Here is a 15,053-nt window from a genome sequence, read left to right as displayed (position 1 = left end):
CAGCAGCCAATTAAGCGCTTTTCTTCGCTTTCTTGTCAGCTTTAATGACAGGCGCTTCTGTTTTCACAGCGGCAACGTCACCTTCTTTGAACTCACGACCGTAGTAGGTATCCAGCAGGATCTGTTTCAGCTCGGAGATCAGTGGGTAGCGTGGGTTAGCACCGGTACACTGGTCATCGAATGCATCTTCAGACAGCTTATCTACGTGAGCGAGGAAGTCAGCTTCCTGCACGCCCGCTTCACGGATTGATTTAGGAATACCCAGTTCAGCTTTCAGGCTTTCCAGCCATGCCAGCAGTTTCTCGATCTTAGCAGCAGTACGGTCGCCCGGTGCGCTCAGACCCAGGTGGTCAGCGATTTCAGCATAACGACGACGAGCTTGCGGACGGTCGTACTGGCTGAAAGCAGTCTGCTTGGTTGGGTTGTCGTTCGCGTTATAACGAATAACGTTGCTGATCAACAGGGCGTTCGCCAGACCGTGAGGAATATGGAACTGTGAGCCCAGTTTGTGCGCCATTGAGTGGCAAACACCCAGGAAGGCGTTAGCAAACGCGATACCGGCGATGGTTGCGGCACTGTGGACACGTTCACGAGCAACCGGGTTTTTAGAGCCTTCGTTGTAAGACGCTGGCAGGTTTTCTTTCAGCAGTTTAAGTGCCTGCAGAGCCTGACCGTCAGAGAACTCAGATGCCAGTACTGAAACATAAGCTTCCAGGGCGTGAGTCACGGCATCCAGACCACCGAACGCACACAGTGACTTCGGCATATCCATGACCAGGTTCGCATCAACGATAGCCATATCTGGCGTCAGCGCGTAGTCAGCCAGTGGGTATTTCTGACCTGTTGCATCGTCGGTTACAACCGCAAATGGGGTAACTTCTGAGCCGGTACCGGAAGTGGTCGTTACCGCGATCATCTTCGCTTTTACGCCCATTTTCGGGAACTTGTAGATACGTTTACGGATGTCCATAAAGCGCAGCGCCAGTTCTTCGAAGTGGGTTTCCGGATGCTCGTACATCACCCACATGATTTTCGCGGCGTCCATTGGGGAACCACCACCCAGTGCGATGATCACATCAGGCTTGAAGGAGTTGGCCAGTTCAGCACCTTTACGTACTACGCTCAGGGTTGGGTCAGCTTCTACTTCAAAGAACACTTCAGTTTCAACGCCAGCCGCTTTCAGCACAGAGGTGATCTGGTCAGCGTAGCCGTTGTTGAACAGGAAACGGTCAGTCACGATGAGCGCACGTTTGTGGCCATCAGTAATCACTTCATCCAGCGCGATTGGCAGAGAGCCACGGCGGAAGTAGATAGATTTCGGAAGTTTGTGCCACAACATGTTTTCAGCTCGCTTAGCAACGGTTTTCTTGTTGATCAGGTGTTTTGGACCAACGTTTTCAGAGATGGAGTTACCACCCCAGGAACCACAACCCAGAGTCAGGGAAGGTGCGAGTTTGAAGTTGTAAAGGTCACCGATACCACCCTGAGAAGCAGGGGTGTTGATCAGGATACGCGCCGTTTTCATCATCTGGCCGAAGTGAGCCACACGTTCTGGCTGGTTATCCTGGTCGGTGTACAGGCAAGAGGTATGACCGATACCGCCCATAGCAACCAGTTTCTCGGCTTTCTCTACCGCGTCTTCGAAATCTTTCGCACGGTACATGGCAAGCGTAGGAGACAGTTTTTCGTGTGCAAACGGCTCGCTTTCGTCGACAACTTTTACTTCACCGATCAGGATTTTGGTGGTTGCCGGCACAGTAAAGCCTGCCAGTTCAGCGATTTTATACGCTGGCTGACCGACGATAGCGGCGTTCAGCGCGCCATTTTTCAGGATGATGTCCTGAACCGCTTTCAGCTCTTTACCCTGCAGCAGGTAGCCGCCGTGGCTGGCGAAACGTTCGCGAACGGCATCGTACACGGAGTCTACAACGACCACAGACTGTTCAGATGCGCAGATCACGCCGTTATCGAAGGTTTTAGACATCAGTACAGACGCAACAGCACGTTTGATATCAGCGGTTTCGTCGATGACTACAGGTGTGTTACCCGCACCCACACCGATAGCCGGTTTACCGGAGCTGTATGCTGCTTTAACCATGCCAGGACCACCGGTCGCGAGGATCAGGTTAATGTCAGGGTGATGCATCAGCGCGTTAGACAGCTCAACAGAAGGTTGGTCGATCCAGCCAATCAGATCTTTTGGTGCGCCCGCAGCGATAGCAGCCTGCAGAACGATATCCGCAGCTTTGTTGGTCGCGTCTTTCGCACGTGGGTGTGGAGAGAAGATGATTGCGTTACGGGTCTTCAGGCTGATCAGCGATTTGAAGATGGCAGTAGAGGTTGGGTTGGTTGTCGGAACAATACCGCAAATGATGCCGATAGGTTCGGCGATAGTGATAGTACCGAAGGTGTCGTCTTCGGACAGCACGCCACAGGTTTTCTCATCTTTATAGGCGTTGTAGATATACTCAGAAGCGAAGTGGTTTTTGATCACTTTATCTTCAACGATACCCATGCCGGATTCGGCAACGGCCATTTTAGCGAGAGGGATTCGAGCATCTGCAGCAGCCAGTGCGGCCGCGCGGAAGATTTTATCAACCTGTTCTTGGGTGAAATTGGCATATTCACGCTGGGCTTTTTTAACGCGCTCGACGAGGGCGTTCAGTTCAGCGATATTAGTAACAGCCATAATGCTCTCCTGATAATGTTTAAACTCTTTTAGTAAACCAGCGCTCGATACGTCACACAGTATAGACAGAGCCGAAACCACTTGCGTAACTTAAAATAAAACAAAGAGTTACTTTCTGCACCAGCACACTAATTTACTAAAAGAGCCTTACCTTAGCATCATCCTTTTTTGGCAGGTGACCTCCCTGGGGGCGTAACCAAGATTACTCACTTCTGAGTACGGAAATCATGATCTGCGTCAATTTTCCCCCAAGCTGATACCTTTCAGCAGGGTTATTTCGTTGAGATTTTTCCAGTGTTAAATAATTACGTAAGTATTGGAAGCGGCGCTATCATTGATTATACAAATGTTTAACATCCTGAAATGATAACGTTTTGGTACAGATTTCAAGTGAAGTATGCTGATAAAAAAGGTATCTTCAGCGCGATTTCTCATGACAACCTGTCAGTCCCGGGCATCTGTAAGCGGAGCAAAACGTGATCCAAACGCTCTTTGATTTTCCAACGTATTTTAAATTTTTTATTGGTTTGTTTGCCCTGGTCAACCCGGTGGGGATCATTCCTGTCTTCATTAGTATGACGAGTTACCAGACGGCGGCGGCCAGGAATAAAACCAACCTGACCGCTAACCTGTCAGTGGCGATCATATTGCTGACCTCCCTTTTTCTCGGGGACGCGATTCTTCAGCTGTTCGGGATTTCGATTGATTCTTTCCGCATAGCGGGTGGGATCCTGGTGGTGACCATCGCCATGTCTATGATCAGCGGAAAGCTGGGCGAGGATAAACAGAACAAACAGGAGAAGTCGGAAACCGCTATCAGAGAGAGCATTGGCGTGGTACCGCTGGCATTACCGCTGATGGCCGGTCCTGGTGCCATCAGTTCAACCATTGTCTGGGGCACGCGTTACCATAGCCTGATGCACCTGATTGGCTTTTCTGTCGCCATTGCCATTTTCGCGCTCTGCTGCTGGGGAGTATTCCGCATGGCCCCCTGGCTGGTACGCCTGCTGGGGCAGACGGGCATCAACGTCATTACCCGTATCATGGGCCTGTTGTTGATGGCATTAGGCATTGAATTCATCGTTACGGGGATTAAAAGCATTTTCCCCGGCCTGTTACACTAATATTTCGTATGAAAGAACGGGGCGACGGCTCCGTTTTTTTACGTGATTATCAGCAAATCATATAACTAAAGTTGAAATGCTCACATGTCATAATAAATTCTACTAATAATGTTCACTTCTTGTATTTCAATAAGTTATTAAACCCGCCTGACTTCCTCTGTGCAGAAAACCTGCGATCGCTCTGTTATTTTACTCACATGATACTCTGGGGCTTGCTGAGTGATAACCGAAATGATATTAGTAATTTCAACATTCCCTTAGAGGAATGTGCTAAATAATAACCAGTTGTTAAATTTTTGTACAAAACCACTCGTTGAGAGCGCAACGACGCGCTCGCAGAGAAAATTTTCTCTATCACATTGAATATCTGATGTTTTTAAGGGTATTTAATGTCTGGCAGGGCTGCCCACAAAGATACGGTGTTCACCGTAAAAGAGAATTGCTTAACAAATTTGCAAAATGTATTGGCGCGCGTTTACGCCATTTGATACTTTCCGGCCTAATATTTTGCAGCATAAAACAACCAGATGAGAATTATTTTCATATCGTTCTCTTCTCAGATATCCAACGCGGGTCTCAAACAGGGGAGGCCTGTAAAGAATCGACGCAAGACGGCCATACGAGCGGTCAGTAATAAAAAAGTCGGTGATAGCAAGCAGTAAAAGAAGAACCTGACAGCAGCAAAAAAAACTCCTGCGCTGTACAGGCCCCAACAGGGGATTACACAGCTGGCGAAGGCCAGTAATTATAATGAGTGGAGTACCAACACAATGTCCATCATCACAAAAAAAAATCTGGTAGCGGCGGGGATTTTAACTGCGCTAATCGCGGGCAACGCTGCAATGGCTGCGGACGTTCCTGCAGGTGTTCAACTGGCTGAGAAGCAGACGCTGGTGCGTAACAACGGTGCGGAAGTTCAATCTCTTGACCCGCACAAAATTGAAGGTGTTCCTGAGTCTAACGTTAACCGCGACCTGTTCGAAGGTCTGCTGGTCACCGACGTAGACGGCCACCCGGCTCCGGGCGTGGCAGAAAAATGGGAAAACAAAGATTTTAAAGTCTGGACCTTCCATCTGCGTAAAGATGCGAAATGGTCTGACGGTACGCCGGTAACGGCGGAAGATTTCGTTTATAGCTGGCAGCGTCTGGCGAATCCAACGACCGCCTCTCCGTATGCGAGCTACCTGCAATATGGCCACATCGCCAATATTGATGACATCATCGCGGGCAAAAAACCGGTAACCGATCTGGGCGTAAAAGCGATTGATGCCAATACTTTTGAAGTGACGTTGAGCGAACCTGTTCCGTACTTCTATAAGCTGCTGGTTCACCCGTCCGTCTCCCCGGTACCAAAATCCGCTGTGGAAAAATTTGGTGAAAAATGGACCCAGCCTGCCAATATCGTGACCAATGGTGCGTATAAATTGAAAGACTGGGTGGTCAACGAACGTATGGTCCTGGAGCGTAACCCGCAGTACTGGGACAACGCCAAAACCGTGATTAACCAGGTCACCTACCTGCCAATCTCTTCTGAAGTGACTGACGTAAACCGCTACCGCAGCGGCGAAATCGACATGACCTATAACAACATGCCGATTGAACTGTTCCAGAAACTGAAAAAAGAGATCCCGAAAGAAGTTCACGTCGATCCATACCTGTGCACCTATTACTATGAGATCAACAACCAGAAAGCACCGTTCACCGACGTACGTGTCCGTACTGCGCTGAAGCTGGCACTGGATCGCGACATCATCGTGAACAAAGTGAAAAACCAGGGCGATCTGCCGGCATACAGCTACACCCCGCCATACACCGATGGCGCAAAACTGACCGAGCCAGACTGGTTCAAACAGACGCAGGAACAGCGTAACGCGGAAGCGAAGAAACTGCTGGCCGAAGCAGGCTACACCGCGGACAAACCGCTGACCTTCAGCCTGCTGTACAACACCTCCGATCTGCACAAAAAACTGGCTATCGCTGTCGCCTCGATCTGGAAAAAGAACCTGGGCGCAAACGTGAAGCTGGAGAACCAGGAGTGGAAAACCTTCCTCGACAGCCGTCATCAGGGCACCTTTGATGTGGCGCGTGCAGGCTGGTGTGCGGACTATAACGAGCCGACTTCTTTCCTGAACACCATGCTGAGCGACAGCTCAAACAACACCGCGCACTATAAGAGCCCGGCGTTTGACAAGCTGATTGCCGACACGCTGAAAACCACTGACGAAGCACAGCGTACTGAACTGTACTCTAAAGCTGAGCAGCAGCTGGATAAAGATTCCGCGATCGTTCCGGTTTACTACTACGTTAACGCCCGTCTGGTGAAACCGTGGGTAGGTGGCTACACCGGTAAAGACCCGATGGATAATATCTACGTTAAAAACTTGTATATTATCAAGCATTAATGGCAATGAGTGGGGCGAGCTTGCTCGCCCCACGGTGTCTAACCAACGTCACATTATATAGGCACACGCCAGAAGGTACGGGCAATGTTGAAATTTATCCTACGTCGCTGTCTTGAAGCGATTCCAACGTTATTTATTCTCATCACGATTTCCTTCTTCATGATGCGTCTTGCGCCGGGCAGTCCTTTTACCGGTGAACGTACGCTGCCGCCAGAAGTGATGGCGAATATCGAAGCGAAATACCACTTAAACGATCCTATCTCCACCCAGTACTTCAATTATCTGAAGCAGCTGGCTCACGGTGATTTTGGACCGTCATTTAAATATAAAGACTATTCCGTTAACGACCTGGTGGCGTCCAGCTTCCCGGTTTCAGCTAAGCTGGGTGCGGCCGCATTCATTCTGGCTATCGTTTTCGGGGTCACCGCCGGCGTAATCGCCGCGCTCAGACAAAATACCAAATGGGATTATGCCGTAATGGGGGTGGCAATGACCGGGGTAGTAATACCCAGCTTCGTTGTAGCGCCATTACTGGTGATGATATTTGCCATCACGCTGAAGTGGCTGCCGGGCGGCGGCTGGAACGGCGGGGCATTAAAGTTCATGATTTTGCCAATGGTGGCCCTATCTCTGGCGTATATCGCCAGCATCGCGCGTATCACCCGTGGTTCGATGATCGAAGTACTGCACTCAAACTTCATTCGCACCGCGCGCGCTAAAGGGCTGCCGATGCGCCGGATTATTTTCCGCCACGCGCTTAAACCGGCGCTGTTGCCAGTGCTCTCCTACATGGGACCGGCTTTTGTCGGGATCATCACCGGTTCAATGGTTATCGAAACGATCTACGGTCTGCCGGGGATTGGCCAGCTGTTCGTTAACGGCGCGCTCAACCGCGACTACTCGCTGGTGCTGAGCCTGACTATTCTCGTCGGTGCGCTGACCATCCTCTTTAACGCTATCGTCGATGTGCTGTACGCCGTCATCGATCCGAAAATCCGTTACTAACACTGGAGCACGCCATGATGTTGAGTAAGAAAAACAGCGAGGCGCTGGAAAACTTCAGTGAAAAACTGGAAGTAGAAGGTCGTAGCCTCTGGCAGGATGCGCGCCGTCGTTTTATGCACAACCGTGCTGCGGTCGCCAGCTTGATTGTTCTGGTGATCATCGCCCTGTTTGTGACCCTGGCGCCGATGCTGTCGCAATTTACCTATTTCGACACCGACTGGGGAATGATGTCCAGCGCGCCGGATATGGAATCTGGCCACTATTTTGGCACGGACTCTTCCGGTCGTGACCTGCTGGTACGCGTCGCCATCGGTGGCCGTATCTCGCTGATGGTGGGTATTGCGGCGGCGCTGGTGGCGGTGATCGTGGGGACGCTCTACGGCTCACTTTCCGGCTACCTTGGCGGTAAAGTGGACTCAGTAATGATGCGTCTGCTGGAAATTCTGAACTCCTTCCCGTTTATGTTCTTCGTGATCCTGCTGGTGACCTTCTTCGGCCAGAATATCCTGTTGATCTTCGTGGCCATCGGGATGGTGTCATGGCTGGATATGGCGCGAATTGTTCGCGGCCAGACGCTGAGCCTTAAACGCAAAGAGTTTATCGAAGCCGCGCAGGTGGGTGGCGTATCGACCGGAAATATCGTGGTTCGCCATATCGTTCCTAACGTGCTGGGTGTGGTGGTGGTCTATGCCTCACTGCTGGTGCCAAGCATGATCCTGTTTGAATCCTTCCTGAGCTTCCTCGGTCTGGGTACGCAAGAGCCGCTGAGCAGCTGGGGTGCGCTGCTGAGTGACGGGGCAAACTCAATGGAAGTTTCACCGTGGCTGCTGTTGTATCCGGCTGGCTTCCTGGTCGTTACCCTGTTTTGTTTTAACTTTATCGGCGATGGCCTGCGTGATGCCCTCGACCCGAAAGACCGTTAAGGAGCGCCGTGATGACAATAATTGAAACGGCAACAGCGCCACAGGCGCAACAGCGCAGCGACCTTCTGCTGGATGTAAAAGATCTCCGGGTCACCTTTAAGACGCCGGACGGGGATGTGACCGCCGTAAACGATCTCAACTTCAACCTGCGTGCCGGTGAAACGCTGGGCATCGTGGGCGAATCGGGCTCCGGGAAATCGCAAACGGCATTCGCGCTGATGGGACTGCTGGCGGCTAACGGGGTGATTGGCGGTTCCGCCAGGTTCAACGGCCGTGAGATCCTCAACCTGCCAGAGCATGAGCTGAACAAGCTGCGTGCTGAGCAGATTTCGATGATTTTCCAGGATCCGATGACCTCGCTTAACCCTTACATGCGCGTGGGTGAGCAGCTGATGGAAGTGCTGATGCTGCACAAAGGCCTGAGCAAAGCCGAAGCCTTTGAAGAGTCCGTTAAAATGCTCGATGCGGTAAAAATGCCGGAAGCGCGTAAGCGTATGCGCATGTTCCCGCATGAGTTCTCTGGCGGTATGCGCCAGCGTGTGATGATTGCGATGGCGCTGCTGTGTCGGCCAAAACTGCTGATTGCTGATGAACCAACCACTGCGCTGGACGTGACCGTACAGGCGCAAATCATGACCCTGTTAAACGAGCTGAAGCGTGAGTTCAACACGGCGATTATCATGATCACCCACGATCTGGGGGTAGTGGCGGGCATCTGTGACAAGGTGCTGGTGATGTATGCCGGTCGTACCATGGAATATGGCAAAGCGCGCGATGTCTTCTATCACCCCGCGCATCCGTACTCGATTGGCCTGTTGAATGCGGTTCCGCGCCTCGATGCGGAAGGGGAATCCCTGCTGACCATTCCGGGCAACCCGCCGAACCTGCTGCGTCTGCCGAAAGGCTGTCCGTTCCAGCCACGTTGTCCGCACGCGATGGAGATCTGCAACAGCGCGCCGCCGCTGGAAGAGTTTGCACCAGGCCGTCTGCGCGCCTGCTTTAAGCCGCAGGAGGAGCTGGTATGAACGCATTAGATGAAAAACGCAACGTGCTGCTCGAAATCGCCGATCTTAAAGTGCATTTCGACATCAAAGATGGCAAACAGTGGTTCTGGCAGCCGCCTAAAACCCTGAAAGCGGTGGATGGTGTTACGCTTCGTCTGTATGAAGGGGAAACCCTGGGCGTGGTGGGCGAGTCTGGCTGCGGCAAATCGACCTTCGCGCGTGCCATTATCGGTCTGGTGAAAGCGACCGGCGGTAAAGTGGCGTGGCTGGGCAAAGATCTGCTGGGCATGAAACCCGACGAGTGGCGCGACGTGCGCAGCGATATCCAGATGATTTTCCAGGATCCGCTGGCGTCATTAAACCCGCGTATGACCATCGGTGAAATCATTGCCGAGCCGCTGCGCACCTATCACCCGAAGATGCCGCGCCAGGAAGTCCGCGATCGTGTTAAAGCGATGATGATGAAGGTGGGGCTGTTGCCCAACCTCGTCAACCGTTATCCGCACGAGTTCTCCGGCGGCCAATGCCAGCGTATTGGTATTGCGCGTGCGCTGATCCTCGAGCCGAAACTGATCATCTGCGATGAGCCAGTTTCCGCGCTGGACGTGTCCATTCAGGCGCAGGTAGTGAACCTGCTGCAGAAGCTGCAGCGCGAGATGGGACTATCGTTAATCTTCATTGCGCACGACCTGGCCGTGGTGAAACACATCTCTGACCGCGTGCTGGTGATGTACCTGGGTCATGCCGTGGAGCTGGGCACCTACGATGAGGTGTACCATAATCCGCTGCACCCCTACACCAAAGCGCTGATGTCGGCAGTGCCGATCCCCGATCCCGATCTGGAAAAGAATAAAACGATTCAGCTTCTGGAAGGGGAATTACCTTCACCGATCAACCCGCCATCGGGCTGCGTGTTCCGTACGCGGTGCCCAATGGCCGGGCCGGAATGCGCCAAAACGCGACCGGTTCTGGAAGGCAGTTTCCGACATGCGGTTTCCTGCCTGAAAGTAGACCCGTTATAATCGCAAGGGCTGACATGATGTCAGCCCTTATTTTTTGCGAGGTCACTGTGTCGCGTATATTCACGTCAGCCCGTCGGCGGCTCTATCATTTATTATTCGATCCTGAAACGCTGTCCGGACGACGCGTCGAAGGGCTCTGCGGATTATTTGCGCTCCTCAGCGTGATTGTCATCTTTATAGAGTCCGGTGCCGGAACGCAATATCACCTGACGTTTGACGAATGGCATATCTTTGTCTGGCTTGAACTGATAATAACCCTGGTCTTTACCGCGGAATATCTTCTCAGAGTGATAGCCTGGCCCAACCCGGCCCGATATGTTTTCAGCTTTTGGGGATTTATCGATTTAGCCACAATTCTGCCTCTCTATGTGATGTGGCTGTGGCCGGAAATCAGCCTGAGCTATGTCTTTGCCTGGCGAGCGATGCGCGTTATTCGGGTATTACGCATCCTGAAATTATTGCGTTTTATGCCGTCTCTGCACATATTCTGGAGCGCGATCGTCAGCGCCCGCCATCAGCTTATTCTCTTTTACTCGTTTATTGCCATCGTCATGATTGTTTTCGGTGCGCTGATGTACTTGATAGAAGGACCTAAATATGGCTTCACGACGCTCAATGCGTCCGTCTACTGGGCAATTGTTACCGTCACGACGGTGGGGTATGGGGATATCACACCGCATACGCCGCTGGGACGTATTGTCGCATCGGTGCTGATACTGATTGGTTATTCGGTGATTGCAATTCCAACAGGGCTGATTACCACGCACATGAGCAGTGCCTTTCAGACCCGCAAGCAACAGCGTAAATGTCCGCGCTGCCACCAGGCGGAACATGAGCTTAACGCCCGGTTCTGCAACCGGTGCGGAAATGAATTAGCGGATTAAATAAAAAAGGCTGCAATCGCAGCCTTTTTTATTATTCGCGCCAGAGAATATGGCACAGCTTGTGGTTTTTTTCGCGACACAGCAGGACACGAGCGAAGATATCGTTAATTTCGCCGCCGTCTTCATCGGCCAGTCCAATCACCACTTCAGCAAAGAAGTCCGGATTGAGGTCGAAATCCACATGCTCGGCCCAGTCTTCAGCAGGATCGAACAACTCGGCGCCGCCGCGCTCTTCGAACTGCAGATTAAAGAGGATCACGTCCGCGGGATCGAGATTATCAACCGCCAGTTCGAGAAAAATGTCATAGGCCTGCTCGAGCGTTTCGTCTTCGGTCAGGCGATTGTTCAGATCCATTTCCATGATGACTACCTGTTTAACATCGTTGGGCACGTTTTACAGCAACGGACTAAAGAAGTAAAACAGTCGTTCGGCAATTCTCTGCCACAGCGGACGTTTTACCCACAGTCTGGCATCCAGCAGGCGGGAGCGGGAGATATAATCATCCTGCACCGCCGCGAGGTCGCCGCCAAAGCCGGCATCATCAATCACCAGCGTGATTTCAAAGTTTAGCCACAGGCTGCGCATATCCAGGTTCACCGTTCCCACCAGGCTCAGTTCGCCGTCCACCAGCACGCTCTTGGTATGCAGCAGCCCGCCCTCAAACTGGTATATTTTTACCCCTGCAGCCAGCAGTTCGCTAAAGAAGGCGCGGCTGGCCCAGCCCACCAGAAGCGAGTCATTTTTGCGCGGCAAAATGATGCTCACATCCACACCGCGCTGCGCTGCGGTACAGATCGCGTGCAGGAGATCGTCGCTGGGGACAAAGTAGGGCGTGGTCATGATCAGGTATTCACGCGCGGAGTACGTAGCCGTCAGCAGCGCCTGATGGATCAAATCTTCCGGGAAGCCCGGGCCAGAGGCAATGGTATGAATGGTGTGACCGCTGGCCTCTTCGAACGGCATTATATTGCCGTCGGGCGGCGGCGGCAGGATACGCTTACCGGTCTCGATCTCCCAGTCACAGGAGTAGACGATGCCCATCGAGGTGGCTATCGGCCCCTCCATGCGCGCCATCAAATCCACCCACTGGCCCACGCCCGAGTCCTGTTTGAAGAAACGGGGGTCAACCATGTTCATGCTGCCGGTATAGGCAATATAGTTATCGATCATGACCATCTTGCGGTGCTGGCGGAGATCCATCCGGCGCAGAAACACACGCAGCAGATTGACCTTCAGCGCCTCAACCACCTCGATGCCAGCATTACGCATCATGCCAGCCCAGGGGCTACGGAAGAAGGCCACGCTGCCCGCGGAGTCGAGCATCAGGCGGCAGTGAATACCGCGTCGCGCGGCGGCCATTAGCGATTCTGCCACCTGGTCGGCCATGCCGCCGGGTTGCCAGATATAAAACACCATCTCAATATTGTGCCGGGCCAGCTGGATATCGCGGATCAGCGCCTGCATGACGTCATCGGAGGAGGTCAGCAGCTGGAGCTGGTTGCCTTTTACGCCGCCAATTCCCTGACGGCGCTCGCACAGCTTAAACAGCGAGGAGGCTACGCTGCTGTTCTCCTCGGCAAAGATGTGTTTGCAGGCTTTAAGGTCGTGGAGCCACTTCGCGGTCGAAGGCCACATGGCGCGGGCCCGCTCGGCGCGGCGTTTCCCCAGATGAAGCTCACCGAAAGAGAGATAGGCAATAATTCCTACCAGCGGCAGGATGTAGATTATCAGAAGCCAGGCCATGGCAGAGGGTACGGCTCTGCGCTTCATCAGGATGCGTAATGTCACACCCGCGATTAACAGCCAGTATCCCAGAATGACCAGCCAACTCACCACGGTGTAGAAGGTTGTCATGAGTAAAAAAATCCTTTTGAAAGCGTATTGTTATGAGTGTACGCATCAGGAATCATCTGGCAAATAAAAACGCCAGCTAAAAGCGCTGGTTTGCTGTGGGGTTGGGTTTATAATGACCTTTCTTTTAGAGAAAAAGTGTTAGAGAAAGAGTTGTAGACATGAAGCGCAGTAGAACAGAAGTAGGGCGCTGGCGCATGTTGCGACAGGTGAGTCGTCGCAAGGCTCGTTGGCTGGAAGCACAATCCCGCCGCAATATGCGTATTCACGCCATCAGGAAATGTGGAATGACCCGGCACCGCAACGCGTTGTTGTTCGCCGTCCAGGATTTCTGAGAACCATGAGGGCACCGTAATGGTGCCCACTGTTTTTATAGCGTCTTTTTTTGGAATAGCGTATTTGCAGCGCTGTTCCTGTTGGGTGTAGCAAAAGGAGGGAGAAGTGTTTGCGGAGTTTGGTGTACTGAATTTCTGGACGTACGTGGTCGGCGCATTTTTTATCGTGCTGGTGCCAGGACCCAATACCCTGTTTGTACTGAAAACCGGTATTGGTCACGGCGTGAAAAAAGGCTATCTTGCCGCGACAGGGGTATTTATCGGTGATGCGGTACTGATGTTTCTGGCCTGGGCGGGTGTTGCTGCATTAATTCAGACTACCCCGGTGCTGTTTAATATCGTGCGTTATCTCGGCGCGTTTTATCTGCTGTGGCTGGGGGGCAAAATGCTCTGGTCGGTGGTGAACCGTCAGAATAATGCTCAGGAGAGCCCCCCTGAGCCAGCCAGTATGATCATGAAGCGCGCGCTGGTATTAAGCCTGACGAACCCCAAGGCGATTCTGTTCTACGTCTCGTTCTTCGTTCAGTTCATTGACGTGAATGCGAAAAACACCGGAACCTCTTTCCTGATCCTCGCGACCACGCTTGAGTTGATTAGCTTTATCTATATGAGCTTCCTGATCTTCTCCGGCGCGTTTGTTACCCGTTATCTGAAAACCAAAAAGAAACTGGCAAAGCTGGGCAATGGCCTGATCGGGCTGCTGTTTGTCGGGTTTGCGGCGAGGTTAGCGTCGTTGCATTGATGGTTTGAAAGGCTCCTGCGGGAGCCTTTTTAATGTCATTGACAACCCCTCATCATTTAGTTGTATAGTACAACTAAATGATGAGGGCATACTATGCACAGCGAAACCCCCGTAGTCAGCGTTATCCGTCGTTCCTCGCGTCTGATGGTGCGAGAGTTGGGCTTTATGGCTTCCACCCTGGCCTCAACCCCTTATTCGCCCTCGGCCGTTCACACGCTCGTTGAAATCGCCTTGCGCAAAGAGATGACCGCAGGTCAACTGGTGCAGCTGCTGGGGCTGGAAAAATCCAGCGTCAGCCGGATGCTGGCTCGCCTGATTGCCGCGGGTGAACTTGAAGAGGTGGTGTCCGCTGACGATGCCAGATCAAAATGCCTCAGGCTGACGGCGAAAGGCCACGACACGGTCCATAAAATTAATACCTTCAGCAACGCGCGCGTTGTATCAGCGATAAAATCCCTGCAGCCCGCTCAGCAGGAAACCATCTCCCGGGGATTGTCCCTTTACGCCAACGCGCTGCTGGCGTGTCGGGAGGAGGGCGTTGCTATGCCCCCTGATGAGCTTAAGATCGTGCAGGGCTACCTTCCCGGCATGATTGGCCGCATCGCAGAGATGCACGGATGCTATTACGCGCGCGAGCATCATTTCGGCCGCTTCTTTGAGGCCAAAGTGGCCTCCGGTCTGGCAGAGTTTAGTGGCCGGCTGGATAAACCCTGTAACCAGGTCTGGCTGGCGGTGATGAACGACAGAATTGTCGGGGCGGTGGCAATCGATGGTGAGGATTTAGAACAGGGCGAAGCCCACCTGCGCTGGTTTATTATCGACGACGGCTGTCGGGGCCATGGCGCTGGAAAAAAATTACTCACCGAAGCGATGCGTTTTTGCGACGACGTCGGGTTTTCAGCCGTGCATCTCTGGACGTTCAATGAGCTGACCACCGCCCGGCGCCTGTATGAATCGTTTGGTTTTACGCTGGTTAAAGAGTGGGAAGGCGACCAGTGGGGCAGCCTCATAACGGAGCAGCAGTTTACTCGACGACGGGACGCGTAGCCGCCATGATAAAAAAGGCTCCTT

General features: G+C 52.6%; 13 protein-coding genes. 10 read left to right on the top strand and 3 right to left on the bottom strand.

The window, feature by feature from the left end; genetic code table 11:
• Nucleotides 1–10: 10 nt before the first annotated feature.
• Nucleotides 11–2,689 (bottom strand): bifunctional acetaldehyde-CoA/alcohol dehydrogenase, encoded by a 2,679-nt coding sequence (gene adhE, locus C1N69_RS12585; RefSeq protein WP_025756553.1) that lies wholly within the window; start codon nt 2,687–2,689, stop codon nt 11–13.
• A 476-nt stretch (nt 2,690–3,165) separates the two neighbouring features.
• Here adhE and C1N69_RS12580 point away from each other — a divergent pair, with 476 nt between their 5' ends.
• The 7 genes from C1N69_RS12580 to C1N69_RS12550 all read left to right on the top strand — a co-directional run bounded on the left by C1N69_RS12580 (nt 3,166) and on the right by C1N69_RS12550 (nt 11,053).
• On the top strand, nt 3,166–3,813 hold the full coding sequence (locus tag C1N69_RS12580; RefSeq protein ID WP_021240330.1) for a YchE family NAAT transporter: 648 nt from the start codon (nt 3,166–3,168) through the stop codon (nt 3,811–3,813).
• Nucleotides 3,814–4,583: 770 nt separating this feature from the next.
• Nucleotides 4,584–6,215: an oligopeptide ABC transporter substrate-binding protein OppA gene (oppA, locus tag C1N69_RS12575; protein ID WP_025756555.1), complete on the top strand. Its 1,632-nt coding sequence runs from the start codon at nt 4,584–4,586 to the stop codon at nt 6,213–6,215.
• Between the two features lie 84 nt (nt 6,216–6,299).
• A complete protein-coding gene (oppB, locus tag C1N69_RS12570) occupies nt 6,300–7,220 on the top strand; it encodes an oligopeptide ABC transporter permease OppB (protein ID WP_008502786.1) in 921 nt (306 codons plus the stop codon).
• A gap of 14 nt (nt 7,221–7,234) precedes the next feature.
• Nucleotides 7,235–8,143, top strand: a complete 909-nt coding sequence (oppC, locus tag C1N69_RS12565; RefSeq protein WP_025756556.1) for an oligopeptide ABC transporter permease OppC — start codon at nt 7,235–7,237, stop codon at nt 8,141–8,143.
• Nucleotides 8,144–8,154: 11 nt separating this feature from the next.
• Nucleotides 8,155–9,168, top strand: a complete 1,014-nt coding sequence (oppD, locus tag C1N69_RS12560; protein ID WP_025756557.1) for an ABC transporter ATP-binding protein — start codon at nt 8,155–8,157, stop codon at nt 9,166–9,168.
• Nucleotides 9,165–10,169 (top strand): murein tripeptide/oligopeptide ABC transporter ATP-binding protein OppF, encoded by a 1,005-nt coding sequence (oppF, locus tag C1N69_RS12555; protein WP_155031305.1) that lies wholly within the window; start codon nt 9,165–9,167, stop codon nt 10,167–10,169. The genes oppD and oppF overlap by 4 nt, the downstream gene beginning before the upstream one ends.
• A 14-nt stretch (nt 10,170–10,183) precedes the next feature.
• The gene (locus tag C1N69_RS12550) at nt 10,184–11,053 is read left to right on the top strand and encodes an ion transporter (RefSeq protein ID WP_047958837.1); all 870 of its coding nucleotides are present in this window, start codon (nt 10,184–10,186) and stop codon (nt 11,051–11,053) included.
• 31 nt (nt 11,054–11,084) lie between these two features.
• Here C1N69_RS12550 and C1N69_RS12545 read toward each other — a convergent pair whose 3' ends face one another.
• Nucleotides 11,085–11,414, bottom strand: coding sequence for an HI1450 family dsDNA-mimic protein (locus tag C1N69_RS12545; protein ID WP_025756560.1), 330 nt, complete (start codon nt 11,412–11,414; stop codon nt 11,085–11,087).
• A 33-nt stretch (nt 11,415–11,447) separates the two neighbouring features.
• A complete protein-coding gene (gene cls / locus C1N69_RS12540) occupies nt 11,448–12,908 on the bottom strand; it encodes a cardiolipin synthase (RefSeq protein WP_025756561.1) in 1,461 nt (486 codons plus the stop codon).
• 158 nt (nt 12,909–13,066) lie between these two features.
• On the opposite strand from cls, the gene C1N69_RS12535 reads away from it, so the two are divergent.
• The 3 genes from C1N69_RS12535 (at nt 13,067) to C1N69_RS12525 (ending at nt 15,029) form a co-directional block, all read left to right on the top strand.
• Entirely contained in the window at nt 13,067–13,240 is a 174-nt protein-coding gene (locus C1N69_RS12535) for a YciY family protein (protein ID WP_088244222.1), read from the top strand.
• 106 nt (nt 13,241–13,346) lie between these two features.
• Entirely contained in the window at nt 13,347–13,982 is a 636-nt protein-coding gene (leuE, locus tag C1N69_RS12530) for a leucine efflux protein LeuE (RefSeq protein WP_095451169.1), read from the top strand.
• Between the two features lie 93 nt (nt 13,983–14,075).
• Nucleotides 14,076–15,029, top strand: coding sequence for a bifunctional helix-turn-helix transcriptional regulator/GNAT family N-acetyltransferase (locus C1N69_RS12525; RefSeq protein WP_155031304.1), 954 nt, complete (start codon nt 14,076–14,078; stop codon nt 15,027–15,029).
• Nucleotides 15,030–15,053 lie beyond the last annotated feature (24 nt).

This window comes from Enterobacter sichuanensis (assembly GCF_009036245.1).
Taxonomy (GTDB): domain Bacteria; phylum Pseudomonadota; class Gammaproteobacteria; order Enterobacterales; family Enterobacteriaceae; genus Enterobacter; species Enterobacter sichuanensis.
This window is presented reverse-complemented; position numbering and strand designations above follow the sequence as displayed.

Excerpts from the sequence above, each read along its gene's own strand:
- C1N69_RS12525 (WP_155031304.1), top strand. The coding sequence starts at position 14,076 with ATGCACAGCGAAACCCCCGTAGTCAGCGTTATCCGTCGTTCCTCGCGT.
- adhE (WP_025756553.1), bottom strand. The coding sequence starts at position 2,689 with ATGGCTGTTACTAATATCGCTGAACTGAACGCCCTCGTCGAGCGCGTT.
- oppF (WP_155031305.1), top strand. The coding sequence starts at position 9,165 with ATGAACGCATTAGATGAAAAACGCAACGTGCTGCTCGAAATCGCCGAT.
- C1N69_RS12545 (WP_025756560.1), bottom strand. The coding sequence starts at position 11,414 with ATGGAAATGGATCTGAACAATCGCCTGACCGAAGACGAAACGCTCGAG.
- oppB (WP_008502786.1), top strand. The coding sequence starts at position 6,300 with ATGTTGAAATTTATCCTACGTCGCTGTCTTGAAGCGATTCCAACGTTA.
- oppD (WP_025756557.1), top strand. The coding sequence starts at position 8,155 with ATGACAATAATTGAAACGGCAACAGCGCCACAGGCGCAACAGCGCAGC.
- C1N69_RS12535 (WP_088244222.1), top strand. The coding sequence starts at position 13,067 with ATGAAGCGCAGTAGAACAGAAGTAGGGCGCTGGCGCATGTTGCGACAG.
- C1N69_RS12550 (WP_047958837.1), top strand. The coding sequence starts at position 10,184 with ATGATGTCAGCCCTTATTTTTTGCGAGGTCACTGTGTCGCGTATATTC.
- oppA (WP_025756555.1), top strand. The coding sequence starts at position 4,584 with ATGTCCATCATCACAAAAAAAAATCTGGTAGCGGCGGGGATTTTAACT.
- oppC (WP_025756556.1), top strand. The coding sequence starts at position 7,235 with ATGATGTTGAGTAAGAAAAACAGCGAGGCGCTGGAAAACTTCAGTGAA.
- cls (WP_025756561.1), bottom strand. The coding sequence starts at position 12,908 with ATGACAACCTTCTACACCGTGGTGAGTTGGCTGGTCATTCTGGGATAC.